Raw genomic sequence first — 18,860 nt, 5'->3', positions numbered from 1 at the left:
GTCGCACCGCCGCGGCGGGCCGCAGCGCACGGGGCGGCGCTGCACCGTGCCTCCCGGCCGTGTCACCCGTCCTCGAGTCGTGCGGCGGAGCGACAGTGTCCCCGCAACCGTCGGGCGGACACTGTCGCCTTCGCGGACCACTCGCGCCCGCCGCACCGATCGCACCACGCGCGATCGCACCGACGGGGTCAGGCGGGCCGCAGCGCGACGCGCATGCTGTCCACCCGGTCAGCGACGACCGCGTCCGCCGTCCACCGCTGCTGCAACCGACCGACGAGCGCCTGGACCGCCGCCTGGTCGAGCCCCGGGCGCAGCGCCAGGCCGACCGTCAGCTCGGCACCGGCGAACCGGCCGAGCGGGTCGCCTGGCGACAGCTCGACGCGTGCCACGGCGGGCTCGTCGGCGACCGAGGCGGCGAATGCCTGCCCGACCTCCGGGTCCTCGAAGCACGGTGTCCACGGCAGGTCCTGCCCGATCGCCCACACGGCCGGGCGTCGGAGCACGAACTCGGTCGGCGCCGTCGGGTCGAGGACGACGAGCTGCGTCTCCTCGCTCGCCGCGGCCATCGCGACCCGACGCGAGTCCGCCGGTACCGGACGCGCGGTGGCGTCCCACGACCGCATCGCCTCGGCCGAGGTGAAGGCGGGCATCACGCTGCGCCCGTCCGGCCCCGCGACCGTGACGATCGACAGCTCCTGGGTCTTGTCGACGAGCTTCCCTTCGGCGGTGTGCCCGACGTCACCGGCCTCGGCGACGAGCGGGATGAGCAGCCGTGCGCCGCGCAGGGCCTCGACGACCGCACGCTGCGACCCGCCCTGCTGCAGGGCCGTGATCGCCGCGACGAGCGCCGGGTCCGCCAGGCCGTCGTCGTCGGCGTAGGCGTCGTCGTGTGCGTCGAACGTCCGTCCGGCCCACGGGTTGCCCGCCGAGTCCGCGGCACCGCCCGGGGTGTGGGCGTCGTCGTGCGCGCCCGGCTCCGGAGCGTCGGGCCCGGCGCCGCGGCCGTTCGAGATGCCCGCCACGGGGCTACTCGGAGGCGATGTCGAGGGCGGCCGGCAGCGTGAAGGCGCCGGAGTACAGGGCCTTGCCGATGATCGCGCCCTCGAGGCCGTGCGGCACGAGCTCGCGCAGCGCACGGAGGTCGTCGAGCGTCGAGATCCCGCCGGAGGCAACGACGGGCTGGTCGGTGCGGTCGCAGACCGCGCGGAGCAGGTCGACGTTCGGCCCCTGCAGCGTGCCGTCCTTCGTCACGTCCGTGACCACGTAGCGGGCGCACCCGGCAGCCTCGAGCCGGTCGAGCACCTCCCACAGGTCACCGGCGTCCTCGGTCCACCCGCGGCTCGCCAGGGTCGTCCCGCGCACGTCGAGGCCGACCGCGATCTGCTCGCCGTACTCCCCGATCACCCGAGCGGCCCAGTCGGGCTTCTCGAGTGCGGCCGTGCCGAGGTTCACGCGCGCCGCGCCCGTGGCGAGCGCCGCCTCGAGGGACGCGTCGTCGCGGATGCCGCCGGAGAGCTCGACGGAGACGCCCTCGACCTCACGGATCGCCTTCGCGATCACCTCGCGGTTGTCCCCGCGCCCGAACGCCGCGTCGAGGTCGACGAGGTGGATCCACTCCGCGCCCTGGTCCCGCCAGGTGCGGGCCGCGGCGACCGGGTCGCCGTACGAGGTCTCGCTGCCGGCCTCGCCCTGGGTGAGGCGGACGGCCTGTCCGTCGACGACGTCGACGGCGGGCAGCAGGACGAGGGGCGGGGTCGCGGTGAGGTCGTTCATGGTCCTGTCGGTTCTCGGTTGATGGGGTGCGGCCGTGCTGTGGCTGCGGCGGCCGGGAGGCGCGGTGCGCGTCCGTTCGCCAGCGTGCGTCCGGCGGACGGCCGGGTCAGAGCGAGTCGACCCAGTTCCGCAGCAGCCGGATCCCCGGCTCCCCCGACTTCTCCGGGTGGAACTGCGTCGCCGTCAGCGGCCCGTTCTCGACCGCGGCGACGAACCGCTGCCCGTGCTCCGCCCAGGTCAGGCGCGGGGCACGGAACGGGCCGTAGGCGTCGAGCGGGAAGTCCGTCACGCCGTACGAGTGGACGAAGTAGAACCGCTCGTCGTGCAGGCCGTCGAAGAGCACGGAGTCCTCGGGCGCCTCGACCCGGTTCCAGCCCATGTGCGGCAGGACCTCGGCCTGGATCTCCTCGACGACGCCCGGCCACTGGCCCAGTCCTTCGACGTCGGCGCCGCGCTCGACGCCCCAGGCGAACATGACCTGCATGCCGACGCAGATGCCGAGGACCGGTCGTCCGCCAGCCAGGCGGTGGTCGACGATCTCGCCGCCGCGGACGCCCTCGAGCTGGTCGACGACCGCTGCGAACGCGCCGACGCCCGGGACGAGCAGTCCGTCAGCACGGAGCGCGGCCTGCTTGTCGGCGGTCAGGGTGACCTCGGCGCCCGCGCGCTCGAGGGCCTTGGCCGCCGAGTGGACGTTGCCCGATCCGTAGTCGAGGACGACGACGTTCGGCTTCGCGGTCACAGCTTCCCCTTCGTGGACGGGATGCCGTCGACCCGGGGGTCGAGTTCGACGGCGCGGCGTATCGCGCGGGCGAGGGCCTTGAACTCGGCCTCGGCGATGTGGTGCGGGTCACGGCCACCGAGCACGCGGACGTGCACGGTGATGCCGGCGTTGAACGTGATCGCCTCGAACACGTGGCGGACCATCGACCCGGTGAAGTGCCCACCGATCCGGTGGAACGCGAAGCCCTCGGGCTCGCCGGAGTGGACGAGGTACGGGCGCCCGGACACGTCGACCACGGCCTGCGCCAGGGCTTCGTCGAGCGGCACGAGTGCGTCGCCGTAGCGGCCGATCCCGGCACGGTCGCCGAGGGCCTGCTGCAGCGCCTGACCGAGCACGATGCCGGTGTCCTCGACGGTGTGGTGCACGTCGATGTCGGTGTCGCCCGTCGAGCGCACGCGCAGGTCGATGAGCGAGTGCTTGCTGAAGGCCGTCAGCATGTGGTCGAAGAACGGCACGCTCGTCGAGATGTCGGACGAACCGGTGCCGTCCAGGTCGAGCGAGAGCTCGATGCTCGACTCGCTCGTGCTCCGGCTGATCGAGGCGGTGCGGGCGGTCATGCGTCAACCCTAACCGGCGGCTGGTCGGCGGCCACGCGGCGCATGGCGTCGAGGAACGCGGTGGTCTCCTCCTCGGTCCCCGCGCTCACCCGGAGGTGGTTCGGGATGCCGAGGTCGCGGACGATGACGTCCTGGTCGAGCAGGGCCTCGAACGCGGCGTGCGGGTCGGCCACCCCGCCGAACAGCACGAAGTTCGACCAGGTCTCGTAGGTGCGGTACCCCATCGCCCGCAGCTCGGTGACCATGCGGTCGCGCTGCTGCTTGATGTCGTCGACCATCGCGAGCATGGCAGGGGCGTGCCGGAGCGCGGCGACGGCTGCCGCCTGCGTCAGCGCGGACAGGTGGTACGGCAGGCGTACCAGGCGGAGGGCGTCGATGACGGCCGCGTCCGCCGCCAGGTACCCGACGCGGGCCCCGGCGAACGCGAAGGCCTTGCTCATGGTGCGGGACACCACGAGTCGCGGACGGCCGGGCAGCAGGGTGATCGCGCTCGGGGCGTCGGCCGGCATGAACTCGGCGTAGGCCTCGTCCACCATCACGATGCCGTCGGTTGCGTCATAGGCGGCGCGGATGGTCTCGATGTCGAGCGGGGTGCCCGTCGGGTTGTTCGGACCGCACAGGAACACGATGTCGGGCCGGTGCTCCTCGATGGCCGCCACGACGGTCTCCGGCGCGATGCGGAACTCGTCGTCGCGCTGGGCCGGGATCCACCGCGTGCCGGTGCCGGACGCGAGGATCGAGTGCATCGAGTACGTGGGAGGGAAGCCGAGCACCGACCGGCCCGGGCCACCGAAGGCCTGGAGCAACTGCTGCAGGACCTCGTTCGACCCGTTCGCGGCCCACAGTTGCGCAGGGCTGAGCTGCTGCTCGGCGGACAGCCCGCCGTTGAGGTAGCCGGCGAGGGACTCGCGGAGTTCGGTGAACTCGCGGTCGGGGTAGCGGTTCACGGTCGTCAGGGCCTGCCGGATCGAGGCGACGATGTCCTCGGCGACGTCCTCGGGAACGGGATGCGTGTTCTCGTTGACGTTGAGCTGCACGCGCACGTGCTTCTGCGGGGCGCCGTACGGGCTCTGCCCGCGGAGGTCGTCACGGATCGGGAGGTCTTCGAGCGTGGTGTCCACCGATCCATCGTAGGCCGCGGCCCCGGGGCGACGACCGGCCGTCCGGACGGTGGCACGGCGGGCGGACGAGCGGCCTGTGTCCCGGCGACCGTCCGGCGAGCGGCGTCCGCCGACCAGGTCAGTTACCGACGGTGTACTTGGCCGGGATGGCGATCTGCTCGCCGGCCTGCAGCGTCGAACCGTCGAGCGCGTTGAGGCTGACGACGTCCTGCACGAAGTCACGGGGGTCGGCCTGCGGGGCGGTCTCCTCCGCCAGCTGCCACAGGGTCTCACCCGGCTGCACGGTGACGGTCTCGAAGTGCACCGGAGCGCCGGCACGCGAGGAGTCGCCGGCCGATGCCTGTCCGCCGTTCAGCACGGAGAGGGCGACGACCAGGAAGACGGGGAGGGCCGCAAGCGTCGTCAGGACGATGCGACCGCGACGCGTGATGCGCAGGCGCGTACGGACGGCGGGCGTCGCGGTGCGCTGGTCAGCGATGGCGATGGTGCTCATGTCGTTCTTGCCTTCCCGTTCGGATGAACCGAAGTCGTGTACCGAACATAGTTTCGAATCACACCCCGCACAAGTCCCAGGAAGGTATTCCTGCGGGATTTCTTGCCGACACGCTCGAACAGGTGTTTGTCCGGCCCGATGCGGTCGGATACTGTTTCGATCGACTGGGACGAGTCAAGCGGGGACCACCGACATTCCCTGCCCGACCGCCCGGCACCGACGAAGGGCGGTACGACGTGGCGGACGAACTGCGGGTCCAGAAGCCGTTGACGGCGAAGCAGCAGGCGATCCTCGACGCGATCCGTGCGTCGATCGCCAGCCGGGGCTACCCGCCGAGCATGCGCGAGATCGGCGACGCGGCCGGGCTCTCCTCGCTCTCCAGCGTCTCCCACCAGCTCGGCCAGCTCGAGCTCGGCGGGTGGATCCGCCGTGACCCGAACCGCCCGCGGGCGCTCGAGGTCCTGGTCGACGAGCCGACCCCCGACGTCGACACCCCGGACGTCGACGCCACGACCCTCGTCCCGCTCGTCGGTCGCATCGCCGCCGGTGTCCCCATCACGGCGGAGCAGCACGTCGACGAGATCGTCCCGCTCCCCCGCCAGCTGGTCGGCACGGGTGACCTCTTCATGCTCAAGGTCGTCGGCGAGTCGATGATCGACGCAGCGATCTGCGACGGCGACTGGGTGGTCGTCCGGTCGCAGCAGACCGCGGACAACGGTGACGTCGTCGCGGCGATGCTCGACGAGGAGGCGACCGTCAAGGTGTTCCGCCAGCGCGACGGCCACACGTGGCTGCTCCCGCGGAACTCGGCGTTCGAGCCGATCCTCGGCGACGCGGCCACCGTGCTCGGCAAGGTCGTCGCGGTGCTCCGCTCGATCTGACCCTTCCCGGGACCACACTCCCGGTCCCCCGCCGTCGAACCACGGAACCGACATCGAACCAGGCCGATCGGCTGGTTCGGTGTCGCATCCGTGGTTCGTCCGGATCGGAAGGCATCCGAGGACGGCACCGACAGCACCGACAGCACCGAGGACGGTACCGACGGCACCGGCGACGGACGGGAGGCGCGGTGCCAGCCGGCACCGCGCCTCCCGTCCGTCCCGGTGTGGGTCCGGGGTCTAGACCGTCGCGACCGGCGCGACCACGTACGGGTCGAGCTCCGCGACCTGGCGCTGGAAGACGCGCACCCGCAGGCGCGTGCCGTCCTCGACGTAGTCGGTCGTCTCGACCGCGCCCGCGTCGTGCAGCGACGACACCAGGTCGCCGCGGTCGTACGGGATCACCACGGTGAGCTCGACGTCCGGCTCGGGCAGTCGGGCCTCGATCGCCGCGAGGAGCTCCGGCACGCCCTCGCCCGTGCGGGCGGACACGAAGACCGCGTCGGGGACGAGTCCGACCAGGACGAGCCGCTGTGCCGCGTCGATCAGGTCCGCCTTGTTGAACGCGACGACCTCGGGGATGTCGCGCGCACCGACGTCGCCCATCACGTCACGGACGGTGGCGAGCTGCGCGGCCGGGTCGGGGTGCGATCCGTCGACCACGTGCACGATGACGTCGGCCTCACCGACCTCCTCGAGGGTCGAGCGGAAGGCCTCGACCAGCTGGTGCGGCAGGTTCCGCACGAAGCCGACCGTGTCGACGAAGGTGAACTCGCGGCCGGCGCTGCTCTCGGTCCGGCGCACGGTGGCGTCGAGGGTGGCGAACAGTTGGTTCTGCACCAGGACGCCCGCGCTCGTCAGCCGGTTCAGCAGCGAAGACTTGCCGGCGTTCGTGTAGCCGGCGATCGCGACGCTCGGCACCTCGTTGCGGTGTCGGTCGGCGCGCTTGGCCTCGCGGGCCGGGCGGAACCCGGCGATCTGGCGACGGAGCTTCGACATCCGCGTGTTGATGCGACGACGGTCGAGCTCGATCTTCGTCTCACCGGGACCACGGGAACCCATGCCCGCACCGCCGGAGACCTGACCACCGGCCTGACGGGACATCGACTCACCCCAACCACGCAGACGCGGCAGGAGGTACTGCAGCTGCGCGAGCTCGACCTGGGCCTTGCCCTCGCGGGTGGTGGCGTGCTGGCTGAAGATGTCGAGGATCACCGCGGTGCGGTCGATCACCTTCACCTTCACGACGTCCTCGAGCGCACGACGCTGGGAGGGGGCGAGCTCGGTGTCCGCGACGACCGTGTCGGCGCCGGTCGCCTTGACGACCATGGCGAGCTCCTCGGCCTTGCCCTTGCCGAGGTAGGTCGCCGGGTCGGGGGTGGGCCGACGCTGCAGGAGCCCGTCGAGCACCACGGCGCCCGCGGTCTCGGCCAGGGCGGCGAGCTCGCGCAGGGAGTTCTCGGCGTCCTGGGCGTCGCCCTGGGGGTACACGCCGATCAGGACGACCCGCTCGAGCCGGAGCTGCCGGTACTCGACCTCGGTGACGTCCTCGAGCTCGGTGGAGAGGCCGGTGACGCGGCGCAGGGCGGCGCGGTCCTCGCGCTCGTACTGGTCGCCGTCGCCGGACCAGCCGTGCTCGTCGACCGATCGTGTCTGGATGGCCTGGGCGGGAGCGAAGATCGCCGACGAGGCCCTGGTCTCGGCATTGCGGAGGACGCGTTCCACGACACCCTCGGCGCTGTCGTCGGATCGTCCGTCGTTCATGGTGGTTTCCGTCATCTTCTCCACAGGGTACCGCCGCCACGCCCGGGACACACGGGCTCCCCGCTACGGTTCTTCCATGGCGAACGAGCACTACTTCTCCGCGAACCCGTCCTCGGAGATCCGTGAGCGCCAGGTGCACGTCACGCTCGCCGGGCAACCGCTCACCCTGTCCACCGCGGCCGGCGTCTTCAGCCCGGACGGCGTCGACCGTGGCACGAAGGTCCTGCTCGGCTCGGTGCCGCCGCCCGCCCCCGACGGCGCGCTGCTCGACGTCGGGTGCGGGTGGGGCCCGATCGCGATCACGATGGCGCTCGAGTCCCCGGACGCGCAGGTGTGGGGTGTGGACGTGAACGAACGCGTCCTCGGGCTCGCGGCACGCAACGCCGTCGCGGCGCGGGTGTCGAACGTCACGGTCGGCCTGCCGGACGAGGTCCCCGCCGACCTGCGCTTCCGGACGATCTGGTCGAACCCGCCGATCCGGGTGGGCAAGGACGAGCTGCACACGATCCTGCTCACGTGGCTGCCCCGGCTCGAGGTCGGCGGCGACGCCTGGCTCGTGGTGTCGAAGGACCTCGGCGGGGACTCCCTGCAGCGCTGGCTCGGCGACGCGCTCGGCGACGGATTCCAGGTCGCGCGGGCCTCGACGGACAAGGGCTTCCGGGTGATCCGGGTGCGACGGACGGCGGAGTAGTGCCGGCCACCGGCGCAGCGCCGGCCACCGGGAGCGGCGTCAGACCGTCAGGTCCCCCGAGAACACGAGCTCCGCAGGCCCGGCCAGCGCGACGTGCTCGCCGTCCTCGGCCGCGAACATCCGCACCGTGACGACCCCGCCCGGCACCCGCACCCGCCAGGTGTCCGGCGCCGAGGGGCCCGCCCAGTACCGCGTCGCGAGCGCTGCGGCGACCGCGCCGGTGCCGCAGGACAGCGTCTCGCCGCTCCCCCGCTCGTGCACGCGCATGGTGATCTGCCCCACCCCGTCCTTGACGAGCGGGTCGCCGGGCAGGACGAACTCGACGTTCGCGCCCGCCTCGGGAGCCGGGTCGAGCACGGGGACGTACGTCAGGTCGACCTCGGCGAGCTCGTCCTCGGTCGCGACGGCCACGACGACGTGCGGGTTGCCGACGTCGATGCCGAGCCCCGGCCGCGCGCCGTCGAGCTCCTTCGCCCGGACGGTCACGTCGTTCGCCCCGCCGCCCTCGATGCCGAGCCCCCAGCGCCCGAGGTCCGCCGAGAAGCCGTTCGTGGTGCGCTGCACGTCGACGAGTCCCTTGCGGCTGCCGACCGTGAGTGTCTCCCCCGGTGCCAGGTCGACGAGTCCGGACTCGGTCAGGTAGCGGGCGAACACACGGATGCCGTTGCCGCACATCTCCGCGACCGAGCCGTCGGCGTTGTGGTAGTCCATGAACCACGTCGCCGCGGGTTCGACCGCCACGAGCGGACGTCCCTCGGGCAGCGCGTCCGACCGCACGGCCCGGATGACCCCGTCGGCCCCGACACCGAAGCGTCGGTCGGCGATCGCGCGGATGCGCTCGGGGGTCAGGTCGACCGTGGCGTCGGGGTCGGCGAACAGGACGAAGTCGTTGCCCGTCCCCTGGCCCTTCGTGAAGTGCAGCTCGGTCACGGCACGATCCTACGGGCCACGGCCTGCAGCCCCGCGACGTCGGCACCGCTGACGTCGACGACCTCGGCGTCGTACCGCTTGAACCACGACACCTGCCGCCTGGCGTACTTGCGGGTCGCGACCGCCGTCGCCTCGACCGCCTCGACCGTCGTCGCACGGCCGTGGAGCACGTCGAGCGCCTGCGAGTACCCGATCGCCGCGCGCGCGGTGCGTCCCTGTTCGAGACCGTGGGCCCGGAGCGCCGCCACCTCGTCGACGAGCCCGTCGCGGAACATCCGCTCGGCCCGAGCGTGCAGCGCCGCGACGAGTCCGCTGCGCTCGCGGTGCAGGTGCAGCACCCGAGCGGGTCGCCACGCGCGGGGCGCGGACGGGAGGCGCGGGGTCACGACCTCGGACCGGCTCGCGATCTCCACGGCGCGGATCAGCCGACGGGGGTTGCGGGCGTCGACGTCGGCGGCGGCCGCCGGGTCCAGGGCGCGCAGGCGCGCGAGGAGGGCGTTCGGGCCCTGCTCGGCGTGCTCCCGCTCGAGTTCGGCGCGGAGCTCGGGGTCGGTCCCCGGGAACGCGAGGTCGAACAGGACGGCGGAGACGTAGAGTCCGCTGCCGCCGACGAGCACCGCGGTGCCGCCGTCCGCCGTGATCCGTTCGACGTCGGCGCGGGCATCGCGCTGGTAGGCCGCGACGCTCGCCTCGCCGGTGACGGTGAGGACGTCGAGCTGGTGGTGCGGGATGCCCCGTCGTTCCTCGACCGAGAGCTTCGCCGTCCCGATGTCCATGCCGCGGTAGAGCTGCATGGCGTCGGCGTTCACGACCTCGGCGGGGCGACCGGACGCGCGCAGTCGTTCGGCCACGGCGAGACCGACCTCGGACTTCCCGGTGCCGGTCGCACCGACCACCGCGATCAGGTCGGGGATCCCGTCCCGGTCTGGTCCGGCCGCCGCTCCCGCCGCGTCAACGTCCGACACGGAGGCTCGGCAGCCCGAGCGAGACCGGACGAGGTCCGGCGCCCGGGGCGGGCGGGGTCGGCACGCCGCAGCTCTCGGCCTGCGCGCGGTCCCATGCGTCGCCGGCGCGGGTCCGACGGATGCGCAAGGGGCCCTCGTTGTCGGCGATCAGGAAGTGCGGGGCCGAGCGGGTCACCTCGACGGTGACGACGTCGCCGGGACGCGGGACGTCGGAACCGGCGGGCACGGCGAAGTGCACGAGGCGCGAGTCCTCGGCGCGGCCGGACAGCCGGTGCGTGGTCTCGTCCTTCTTGCCCTCGCCCGTCGCGACGAGCACCTCGACGCTCCGACCGACCTGCTTCGCGTGCTCCTCGGCCGTGATGCGGTCCTGCAGCGCGATCAGACGGTCGTAGCGCTCCTGGACGACCGCCTTCGGCAGCTGGTCCGGCATCGTCGCCGCCGGCGTGCCGGGGCGGATGGAGTACTGGAACGTGAAGGCCGAGGCGAACCGCGACTGCTCGACGACCCGCAGGGTGTCCTCGAAGTCCTCGTCGGTCTCACCGGGGAACCCCACGATGATGTCCGTCGAGATCGCCGCGTGCGGGATCTTCGCCCGCACGCGGTCGAGGATGCCGAGGAAGCGCTCGCTGCGGTAGCTCCGGCGCATCGCCTTGAGCACCCGGTCCGAGCCGGACTGCAGCGGCATGTGCAGCTGCGGCATCACGTTCGGCGTCTCGGCCATCGCGTCGATGACGTCGTCGGTGAACGCGGCCGGGTGCGGGCTCGTGAAGCGGATGCGCTCGAGGCCCTCGATCTGCCCGGCAGAGCGGAGCAGCTTGCCGAACGCCTGCCGGTCGCCGAACTCGACGCCGTACGAGTTGACGTTCTGCCCGAGGAGCGTGACCTCGATCGCACCGTCGTCGACGAGCGCCTGGATCTCGGCGAGCACGTCGCCGGGGCGGCGGTCCTTCTCCTTGCCACGCAACGACGGCACGATGCAGAACGTGCAGGTGTTGTTGCACCCGACGGAGATCGACACCCAGCCGCTGTGCGTCGAGTCCCGCTTGGTGGGCAGGGTCGACGGGAAGACGTCGAGCGCCTCGAGGATCTCGATCTGCGCCTCGTCGTTGTGCCGCGCCCGCTCGAGCAGGGTCGGCAGTGACCCCATGTTGTGCGTGCCGAACACGACGTCCACCCACGGTGCCTTCTCGAGGATGACGTTCTTGTCCTTCTGCGCCAAGCACCCGCCGACGGCGATCTGCATGCCCGGGTGCTCGCGCTTGATCCCCGCGAGCTGCCCGAGGTTGCCGTAGAGCCGGTTGTCGGCGTTCTCGCGCACGGCGCAGGTGTTGATGACGACCACGTCGGCCTGACCGCCGTCGGCCGCGACGTACCCGGCGGCCTGCAGCGACCCGCTCAGGCGCTCCGAGTCGTGGACGTTCATCTGGCACCCGTGGGTGCGGACCTCGTAGGTTCTGGGGCGGGCTTCGACGGTGGCCATGATCGTCCCAGTGTAGGTCGACCACGGCCCCCGCGAGAGCGTCTGAGCAGACGCCCGGTCGGGACGCAGGACCGCGCGGTGCGGGCCCCCGACCGATGCCCGGGCGGCACGGTGCGGGTGGCGCCCCGCTACTCGAACCGGACGGTCCCGCCACCAGACGGAGAGCGCCGCGGCGGCCCGTCGAGCGCCCGCTCCACCGCGACGCGGACGACTCCTGCGCCGTAGCCCTTGCGCATGAGGAAGCCGCTCAGGCGCCGCTCGGCGGTCGCACGGTCGAGGCCGCGGAGCTGTCGCGCGCGCTTCTCGGCGAGCTCGTTCGCGCGGACGAACTCGTCGTCCGCGTCGTCCGCCGAGGCCTCGAGCGCGGCGTCGATCGCGGCCTGGTCGATTCCGCGCCGCCGCAGTTCGGCGATCACGCCCTGACGACCGAGGCCCTTGCGCTCGTGCAGCCGGTCGACCAGGTCGGTCGCGAGGGCCACGTCGTCGAGCAGGCCGACCCGCACCAACCGGGCGACCTCGTGCTCCACGACCGCGGTGTCGAGGTCCTGCTTCGTCAACAGCTGCCGCATCTCGGACTCGCTGACCCCCTTGCGACCGAGCGCCCGCATGCTGACGCGCTCGGCGTCGGCGCGCTGCTCGTCGAGCGGTCGCGGGGCGTCAGCCGGGTCGATCTCGTCACCGCTCGCGATGGCGAAGACGGATGCCGTCGCGGCGTCCGCGGTGTCGTCGTCGTACCCGCGCTGCTCGGCACGGGCGCTCCGGCCCGAACCGTCGCCGACCACCGGGGACACCCACTCGGCCTCGGGCTGCTGCCCGCGGAAGGGGATCGCTGTGGGGCTGTCGTCCTCTGCCGGAGCACGGGTGGGCACGGGCCCGAAGCGCCGCTCGTCGTCACTGAGCAGCATCGAGTCGGGTGCCCAGTCGTCGTCGGACGGTCGATGCGCATCCCCTGGCACGTCACGCTCGGCGACGGTGTCCGGTCCGATCGGATCCGGGCCTGGATTCGGGTTCGGGTCCGCCGGGGTTGTGCGTCGACCGCGACGGGACCGCGCACCGAACAGGTCGGTGACCGGAGCGAGGCCCTCGTCGTGGTCGCCTGCGCCGGTCACGCGCCCTTGCGCTCCGCCAGCTTCGGCGCGATCGACTCGACCGGAGCGTCAGCCGCGTCGGCCTTGGCGCCACCCACACCGAGCTTCGCGAGGATCTTGCCCTCGATCTCGGCCGCGATGTCCGGGTTCTGGATCAGGAACGACCGCGAGTTCTCCTTGCCCTGCCCGAGCTGGTCGCCGTCGTAGGTGTACCAGGCACCCGACTTCTTCACGATGCCGTGGTCGACACCGAAGTCGAGCAGCGAGCCCTCTCGCGAGATGCCCGTGCCGTACAGGATGTCGAACTCGGCCTGCTTGAAGGGCGGCGCCATCTTGTTCTTGACGACCTTGACGCGGGTGCGGTTGCCGACGGCGTCGGTGCCGCTCTTCAGCGTCTCGATGCGACGGATGTCGAGGCGGACCGAGGCGTAGAACTTCAGCGCCTTACCGCCGGCGGTGGTCTCGGGGCTGCCGAAGAACACGCCGATCTTCTCGCGCAGCTGGTTGATGAAGATCATGGTGGTCTGCGTCTGGTTCAGTCCACCGGCGAGCTTGCGCAGGGCCTGGGACATCAGGCGGGCCTGGAGACCCACGTGGGAGTCGCCCATCTCGCCCTCGATCTCGGCGCGCGGCACCAGGGCGGCGACCGAGTCGACGATGATCAGGTCGATCGAGCCCGAGCGGACGAGCATGTCGGCGATCTCGAGCGCCTGCTCACCGGTGTCGGGCTGCGAGACGAGCAGCGCGTCGATGTCGACGCCGAGCTTCTTGGCGTACTCGGGGTCGAGTGCGTGCTCCGCGTCGATGAACGCCGCGATGCCGCCGGCGCGCTGGGCGTTGGCGATGGCGTGCAGGGTCAGGGTCGTCTTACCCGACGACTCCGGCCCGTAGATCTCGATGATGCGACCACGCGGGAGTCCGCCGATGCCGAGCGCGACGTCGAGTGCGACGGACCCGGTCGGGATGGTGGCGACCGGTGCGCGCTCGTCCGAGCCGAGACGCATGACCGTCCCCTTGCCGAACTGCCGGTCGATCTGGGCGAGTGCGGTCTCGAGGGCCTTCTCGCGGTCTGCGGGTGATGGCATGGGGTGCTCCTTCGTGCTCGGTGTCGGCCGCCTGTAGGCTGTCGCGTCCACCCCAGCCGGTGGTGCAGGGCTGGTGCTCGGCGACAAGGCTTCGGGCTGTTCCCGATGTCCTCGAACCTAGGGCGGGCCACCGACATCACTGCCTGCAGCCGCGCGATCTGTGGACGAGGGTCCGGGACAGCGCCGTTGTGCAGGAACCTAGCACCGATCGAACACGCGTTCGAGCAACACGCCGAACACAGTTTCGGACGAGCACGTCAGTCGCGCGGCTCCGCCAGACCCTTGCCGTGCCGCTTGTCGAGCGGCACGTCCTGCGAGTCGCACAGGGCCTCCCAGACCCGGCGCGCGTCGATGCCGGCGTCGAGCGCATCCGCCGCCGATCGCCCACCGAGCTCCTCGAGCACGACGTCGCGGGCCACCACGGCTCCGTAGGCCTCGCCGAACACCTGATCGACGGCTCGCCAGAACTCACTCACGCGCATCGGACCAGCGTAACGACGAACGCCCCCGCCGGAGTCCGGCGGGGGCGTTCGAGGGGTGGTGCGTCAGCGCACCGCGAGGTCGTTGTCGAACTCGGCGACGAGGTCGTCGGGCAGCGTGTCGGGGACCGGGGTGAGCCCCTCGACGACGGCGAGACGGTCGCCGACCTCGCGCATGATGGTCGAGATCGGGGTGTCGAGAGCGTCGGCCACCGAGGCGAGGATCTCGGAGCTGGCTTCCTTCTGCCCGCGCTCCACCTCGCTCAGGTACCCGAGCGCCACACTGGCCTTGGACGCGACCTGACGGAGGGTCCGGCCCTTCTGCAAGCGGAAGTCTCGCAGGACATCGCCGATCTCCTGACGAACGAGAACCATGGGGACTCCTCCTCTCTGTCGTCTCCGCGCCCGCCTGGTCCGGGTGACCGGGGTCGGGTTCAGCAACAGTAGCGTTGCCGTTCGCAGCATGCTAACCACGTCGGCTGCCGCTCTGCTGGAGATTGCGTGGGATGTAACCCAGTGGCAACAGGGGCTATTCCCCGCTCTCGATCTCGATCGTCATCCGTGCCAGGAGTTCGGAGACGGTGGCGGACCGGATTGCTGACCGGTCCCCCTCGAGGTGCAGCTCCGCGGCCACGCTGCGCTCCGCGGACGCGATGCCGACGAAGACGGTCCCCACCGGCTTGCCGTCCTGCGGGTCCGGTCCGGCGACACCGGTCGTGCTGATCCCCCACGTGGCGGCGCTGCCGTCGACCGCCAGCGCGGTCCGGACGCCCGCGGCCATCTGCCGGGCGACCTCGGGATCGACCGCACCGTTCGCGGCGAGCAGGTCGGCGTCGACCCCGAGCACGGACGCCTTGACGGGGGTGGCGTAGGCGACGACCCCGCCGTGCACGACCGCGCTCGCGCCGGGGACGCCGACGAGGGTCGACACGACGAGTCCGCCGGTGAGGGACTCGGCCACCGCGACCGTCTCCTCACGGGCGGTGAGTGTCCTGACGACCCGCTCTGCGAGTTCCTCGACGGAGGACGACGGCACCGGTTCGGGGCCAGTGGGGTTCACGATGCGCTGCGGTTGTGCTTCCATGCCTGCCACAGGTAGTCCGCGCCGCTGAGCACCGTCGCCAGGAGCGCCGACGTCATCAGGATGCCGTTCACCCAGTGCGCCAGGTCACCGACGACGTTCCACCACGGGAAGAGCGCGAGCGTGATCGCGACGGCCTGCAGCACGGTCTTGATCTTGCCTCCACGGCTGGCCGGGATCACCCGGTCGGACAGCACGGCGAAGCGGAAGACGGTGATGCCGATCTCGCGGAGCATGATCAGCACGGTCACGATCCACGGCAGCTCGCCCAGGATCGACAGCGCCACGAGGGCGCCGCCGATCAGGACCTTGTCCGCGATCGGGTCGACGAGCTTGCCGAAGTCCGTCACCAGGTTCTGGCGACGGGCGATGATCCCGTCGGCGCTGTCCGTCACGATCGCGACGACGAACACCACGGCCGCCCAGACACGCAGCGAGGTGTCCTGACCGCCGTCGGCGAGCAGCATCACGAAGAACAGCGGCGCCATGAGGATGCGCACCACGGTGATGACGTTCGCCACGTTGGCGGTCGATGCGGGGCCCTCGCCCTTGCGCAGCAGCCGTCCGCGCCACGGGAACCGTGCCCCGTGCGTGGTCTCCGAGCTGGTCATGTCGCTCACTCCCTGCCCGTCAGTCCCCACGCGTCCTCGTCCGGTCCGTCGTCCTCCACCTCAGGGTACCCGCGGGTCATGTCCGCCACCGGGTCGGCACCGTACCGGTGGTCGTCCTGTCCGCCGGAGCCGGACGCCGCGGGTGCGGCAGGAGCCCCGGAGCCGGCCGCGGTCGGAGCCGAGCCGGTCCCGTCGGCGGGTGCAGGGCCTCCTGGCCGGGACGGCGATGCGGCATCGGCAGGCGGTTCCTCGCCGCGGAGCTTCGCGAGCACGCCGGGGAGCTGGTCGGGCGTGACGAGCACGTCGCGGGCCTTCGACCCCTCGGACGGACCGACGATGTCCCGCGACTCCATGAGGTCCATCAGGCGACCCGCCTTGGCGAAGCCGACGCGGAGCTTGCGCTGCAGCATCGACGTCGAGCCGAACTGGGTCGAGACGACCTGCTCGACGGCGGCGAGCAGCAGTTCGAGGTCGTCGCCGATGTCGGCGTCGATCTCCTTGCGCTCGACCACCGCCTGGACGTCCTGCCGGTACTCGGGACGGGCCTGCCGCGTGACGTGCGCGACGACCTCGGCGACCTCGCTCTCCTGCACCCACGCACCCTGCACCCGGACGGCCTTCGATGACCCCATCGGCAGGAAGAGCCCGTCGCCCTGACCGATGAGCTTGTCCGCGCCCGGCTGGTCGAGGATGACCCGCGAGTCCGTGACGCTCGTCACCGCGAAGGCGACGCGCGACGGGACGTTGGCCTTGATGAGACCGGTGATGACGTCGACCGACGGACGCTGCGTGGCGAGCACGAGGTGGATGCCGGCGGCGCGGGCGAGCTGGGTGATGCGGACGATCGACTCCTCGACGTCGCGCGGGGCGACGAGCATGAGGTCCGCGAGCTCGTCGACGACGACGAGCAGGTACGGGTACGGCTTGAGCTTCCGCTCGCTGCCGGCGGGCAGGACGATCTCGTCGTTCTGGACGGCCTTGTTGAAGTCGTCGACGTGCCGGAAGCCGAACGACGCCAGGTCGTCGTACCGCATGTCCATCTCCTTCACGACCCACTGCAGCGCCTCGGCGGCCTTCTTGGGGTTCGTGATGATGGGCGTGATGAGGTGCGGGACCCCGGCGTAGATCGACAGCTCGACGCGCTTCGGGTCGACGAGGACCATGCGGACCTCGGACGGCTTCGCACGCATGAGCAGCGAGGTGATCATCGAGTTGATGAACACCGACTTGCCGGAGCCCGTGGAGCCCGCGACGAGCAGGTGCGGCATCTTCGCCAGGTTGGCGACGACGAAGCCGCCCTCGACGTCCTTGCCGACACCGATGGTCATCGGGTGCTTCGACTTCGTGGCCGCGCCGGAGCGCAGGACGTCACCGAGCGAGACGATCTCGCGGTCCGTGTTCGGGATCTCGACGCCGATCGCGCTCTTGCCGGGGATCGGCGACAGGATGCGCACCTCGTTCGAGGCGACGGCGTAGGACAGGTTCTTCGACAGCGCCGTGACGCGCTCGACCTTCACACCGGGGCCGAGCTCGATCTCGTACCGCGTGACGGTCGGTCCGCGGGAGAAGCCGGTGACCTTCGCGTCCACCTTGAACTCGGTGAGCACGCCGGTGATCGCCGCGACGATGTCGTCGTTCGCCTGGCTGCGCGCGACCGAGGGGGTGCCGGCGCTGAGGGTGGTCGCCGCGGGCAGGCGGTAGGGGGCGGCCGGGTCCTCGTCGGCGGCGGTGGCGGTGGGCAGTCCGTCGTCGGCGGACGCGGACGCCGCCTCGGGCTCCGGTGCCGTCGGCGACACCACCGGCGACACCCCGGCGTCCGGGCGTGCGACTGCGGCGGGCTGCTCCGGCACGGGCGTGCCGAAGTCGCGGAGGGCCTGCTCGGCCACCGCGAGGTCCTGCTCCACCTGCTGCTCGCCGTGCACGTCCTCGTGCTCGACGGAGTCGTTGAGGTTCACCGACGCCGGCACGGCGGGTGTGTGGTCCACGAGCCCGGCGGCAGCGCCGGCGTTCGGGCTCGCCGCGGGAGCGCCCGGGGTCGCCTGCGTCGCCGACGCGGGCAGCACGGGGCTGTCGTACGCCGGGTCTTCCTCGCGTCCGGACTTGTTCCGCCGCCACCACGGGACGGTGCTCTCGGCCGCGTCGCCGTCGTCGGCGCGCTGCTCGTCCTCGAAGCCGAGGTCCTCGAAGAGCGGGAAGTCGGTCTGGTCCTTCGTGCGGCGCTTCGACGTGCGCGCCCGCGGTGCGGTCGGTGCGGCGTCGGGCTCGGCGGCGACGTCGTCCTCGGCAGCGGGTGCCGGTGCACCGAACAGGTACGCGTAGAGCTCGTGCAGACGACGACCGGTCTTGTTCGGCGGGGTCTTCGTGATGATGAAGAGCGACAGCACGAGCAGCACCACCGCGACCGGTACCGCGACCCACACCGTGGCGACCGCGACGAGCCAGCTGGTCACGACCCAGCCGAGCACACCGCCCGCGGCGGCCAGGGCGACCATGCCGTCGGACGCGCTCGGCTGCCCGCCGAACACGTGGCAGAGCGACGCGATCGACACGAGCATCAGCCCGAGGCCGATGCCGATCCGGGTGTTGTCGTGGACCGACGCGGGGTGCCGGAAGAGCCAGCCGGCGAACACGATCATGATGACGGGCAGTGCGACCGCCAGGCGCCCGAACAGGCCGCCGAACGTGTAGGCGTCGAGCGTGACCGACAGCGGGTTCGTGGGGTTGAGCCACTCGACGACCCCGCCCGCGAGCGCGAGGACGAAGAGCAGGAACGGGAAGCCGTCTCGACGTTCGTCCTTGGCGAGGGTCTCCTTGCCGAGCAGGCGGAACAGCGCGCCGACGCCGTGCGCCATCGCGAGCCAGGCGGTCACGACCGGGTTCTGCTCGCGGAACACGGGCGTGGGTGCGGCCTGCGGCAGCTTCTTCGTGGTGGCCTGCGTGCGCGACGTCCCGCGCGACCCGCTCCCGCGGGACGACGTGGACGCGCGCGAGCGCGTGGTCGACTTGGTGCCTCCGGCCATGCGACGGAGCCTAATCCCCGCTCGGGACATTCCGTGGATGCCCCGCCGCGTCCTGGCGCC

At 71.8% G+C, this 18,860-nt stretch carries 19 protein-coding genes; 2 read left to right on the top strand and 17 right to left on the bottom strand.

Going from position 1 to position 18,860, the window contains the following annotated elements:
• Window positions 1-188: 188 nt before the first annotated feature.
• The 6 genes from C1N91_RS05385 to C1N91_RS05360 form a co-directional block, all read right to left on the bottom strand.
• Window positions 189-1,022 (bottom strand): SseB family protein, encoded by an 834-nt coding sequence (locus tag C1N91_RS05385; protein ID WP_137766908.1) that lies wholly within the window; start codon window positions 1,020-1,022, stop codon window positions 189-191.
• Between the two features lie 4 nt (window positions 1,023-1,026).
• On the bottom strand, window positions 1,027-1,773 hold the full coding sequence (gene priA, locus C1N91_RS05380; protein ID WP_137766907.1) for a bifunctional 1-(5-phosphoribosyl)-5-((5-phosphoribosylamino)methylideneamino)imidazole-4-carboxamide isomerase/phosphoribosylanthranilate isomerase PriA: 747 nt from the start codon (window positions 1,771-1,773) through the stop codon (window positions 1,027-1,029).
• Window positions 1,774-1,879: 106 nt separating this feature from the next.
• On the bottom strand, window positions 1,880-2,515 hold the full coding sequence (gene hisH, locus C1N91_RS05375) for an imidazole glycerol phosphate synthase subunit HisH (RefSeq protein WP_137766906.1): 636 nt from the start codon (window positions 2,513-2,515) through the stop codon (window positions 1,880-1,882).
• Window positions 2,512-3,114 carry an imidazoleglycerol-phosphate dehydratase HisB gene (gene hisB, locus C1N91_RS05370; protein ID WP_137766905.1) on the bottom strand — a complete coding sequence of 201 codons (603 nt, stop codon included), beginning with the start codon at window positions 3,112-3,114 and terminating at the stop codon, window positions 2,512-2,514. Before hisB ends, hisH begins: the two co-directional genes overlap by 4 nt.
• Window positions 3,111-4,235: a histidinol-phosphate transaminase gene (locus tag C1N91_RS05365; protein ID WP_137766904.1), complete on the bottom strand. Its 1,125-nt coding sequence runs from the start codon at window positions 4,233-4,235 to the stop codon at window positions 3,111-3,113. Before C1N91_RS05365 ends, hisB begins: the two co-directional genes overlap by 4 nt.
• 118 nt (window positions 4,236-4,353) lie before the next feature.
• Window positions 4,354-4,728, bottom strand: a complete 375-nt coding sequence (locus tag C1N91_RS05360) for a LysM peptidoglycan-binding domain-containing protein (RefSeq protein WP_137766903.1) — start codon at window positions 4,726-4,728, stop codon at window positions 4,354-4,356.
• 236 nt (window positions 4,729-4,964) lie between these two features.
• Here C1N91_RS05360 and lexA point away from each other — a divergent pair, with 236 nt between their 5' ends.
• Complete coding sequence (gene lexA / locus C1N91_RS05355) at window positions 4,965-5,609, top strand: transcriptional repressor LexA (protein WP_137766902.1); 645 nt, start codon at window positions 4,965-4,967, stop codon at window positions 5,607-5,609.
• 237 nt (window positions 5,610-5,846) lie between these two features.
• Here lexA and hflX read toward each other — a convergent pair whose 3' ends face one another.
• Window positions 5,847-7,385, bottom strand: coding sequence for a GTPase HflX (hflX, locus tag C1N91_RS05350; RefSeq protein WP_137766901.1), 1,539 nt, complete (start codon window positions 7,383-7,385; stop codon window positions 5,847-5,849).
• 61 nt (window positions 7,386-7,446) lie between these two features.
• Here hflX and C1N91_RS05345 point away from each other — a divergent pair, with 61 nt between their 5' ends.
• The gene (locus tag C1N91_RS05345; RefSeq protein WP_137766900.1) at window positions 7,447-8,061 is read left to right on the top strand and encodes a class I SAM-dependent methyltransferase; all 615 of its coding nucleotides are present in this window, start codon (window positions 7,447-7,449) and stop codon (window positions 8,059-8,061) included.
• 39 nt (window positions 8,062-8,100) lie between these two features.
• Here C1N91_RS05345 and dapF read toward each other — a convergent pair whose 3' ends face one another.
• From dapF to C1N91_RS05295, 10 genes are all read right to left on the bottom strand, one after another.
• Window positions 8,101-8,991: a diaminopimelate epimerase gene (gene dapF / locus C1N91_RS05340; protein WP_137766899.1), complete on the bottom strand. Its 891-nt coding sequence runs from the start codon at window positions 8,989-8,991 to the stop codon at window positions 8,101-8,103.
• Window positions 8,988-9,956, bottom strand: coding sequence for a tRNA (adenosine(37)-N6)-dimethylallyltransferase MiaA (gene miaA / locus C1N91_RS05335; protein WP_137766898.1), 969 nt, complete (start codon window positions 9,954-9,956; stop codon window positions 8,988-8,990). Before miaA ends, dapF begins: the two co-directional genes overlap by 4 nt.
• On the bottom strand, window positions 9,943-11,436 hold the full coding sequence (gene miaB, locus C1N91_RS05330) for a tRNA (N6-isopentenyl adenosine(37)-C2)-methylthiotransferase MiaB (RefSeq protein ID WP_137766897.1): 1,494 nt from the start codon (window positions 11,434-11,436) through the stop codon (window positions 9,943-9,945). Before miaB ends, miaA begins: the two co-directional genes overlap by 14 nt.
• A 128-nt stretch (window positions 11,437-11,564) precedes the next feature.
• A complete protein-coding gene (locus C1N91_RS05325; RefSeq protein WP_137766896.1) occupies window positions 11,565-12,545 on the bottom strand; it encodes a regulatory protein RecX in 981 nt (326 codons plus the stop codon).
• Window positions 12,542-13,609 (bottom strand): recombinase RecA, encoded by a 1,068-nt coding sequence (gene recA / locus C1N91_RS05320; protein ID WP_137766895.1) that lies wholly within the window; start codon window positions 13,607-13,609, stop codon window positions 12,542-12,544. The genes C1N91_RS05325 and recA overlap by 4 nt, the downstream gene beginning before the upstream one ends.
• Before the next feature lie 257 nt (window positions 13,610-13,866).
• Complete coding sequence (locus tag C1N91_RS05315) at window positions 13,867-14,091, bottom strand: DUF3046 domain-containing protein (protein WP_137766894.1); 225 nt, start codon at window positions 14,089-14,091, stop codon at window positions 13,867-13,869.
• Between the two features lie 63 nt (window positions 14,092-14,154).
• On the bottom strand, window positions 14,155-14,463 hold the full coding sequence (locus tag C1N91_RS05310; RefSeq protein ID WP_058742950.1) for a helix-turn-helix domain-containing protein: 309 nt from the start codon (window positions 14,461-14,463) through the stop codon (window positions 14,155-14,157).
• Between the two features lie 154 nt (window positions 14,464-14,617).
• Entirely contained in the window at window positions 14,618-15,172 is a 555-nt protein-coding gene (locus tag C1N91_RS05305; protein WP_137766893.1) for a CinA family protein, read from the bottom strand.
• Window positions 15,145-15,780 (bottom strand): CDP-diacylglycerol--glycerol-3-phosphate 3-phosphatidyltransferase, encoded by a 636-nt coding sequence (gene pgsA / locus C1N91_RS05300; RefSeq protein WP_175415923.1) that lies wholly within the window; start codon window positions 15,778-15,780, stop codon window positions 15,145-15,147. Before pgsA ends, C1N91_RS05305 begins: the two co-directional genes overlap by 28 nt.
• A gap of 5 nt (window positions 15,781-15,785) precedes the next feature.
• Window positions 15,786-18,800, bottom strand: a complete 3,015-nt coding sequence (locus C1N91_RS05295; protein WP_137766891.1) for an FtsK/SpoIIIE family DNA translocase — start codon at window positions 18,798-18,800, stop codon at window positions 15,786-15,788.
• Window positions 18,801-18,860 lie beyond the last annotated feature (60 nt).

This window comes from Curtobacterium sp. SGAir0471 (genome assembly GCF_005490985.1).
Classification (GTDB): Bacteria; Actinomycetota; Actinomycetes; order Actinomycetales; family Microbacteriaceae; genus Curtobacterium.
This window is presented reverse-complemented; position numbering and strand designations above follow the sequence as displayed.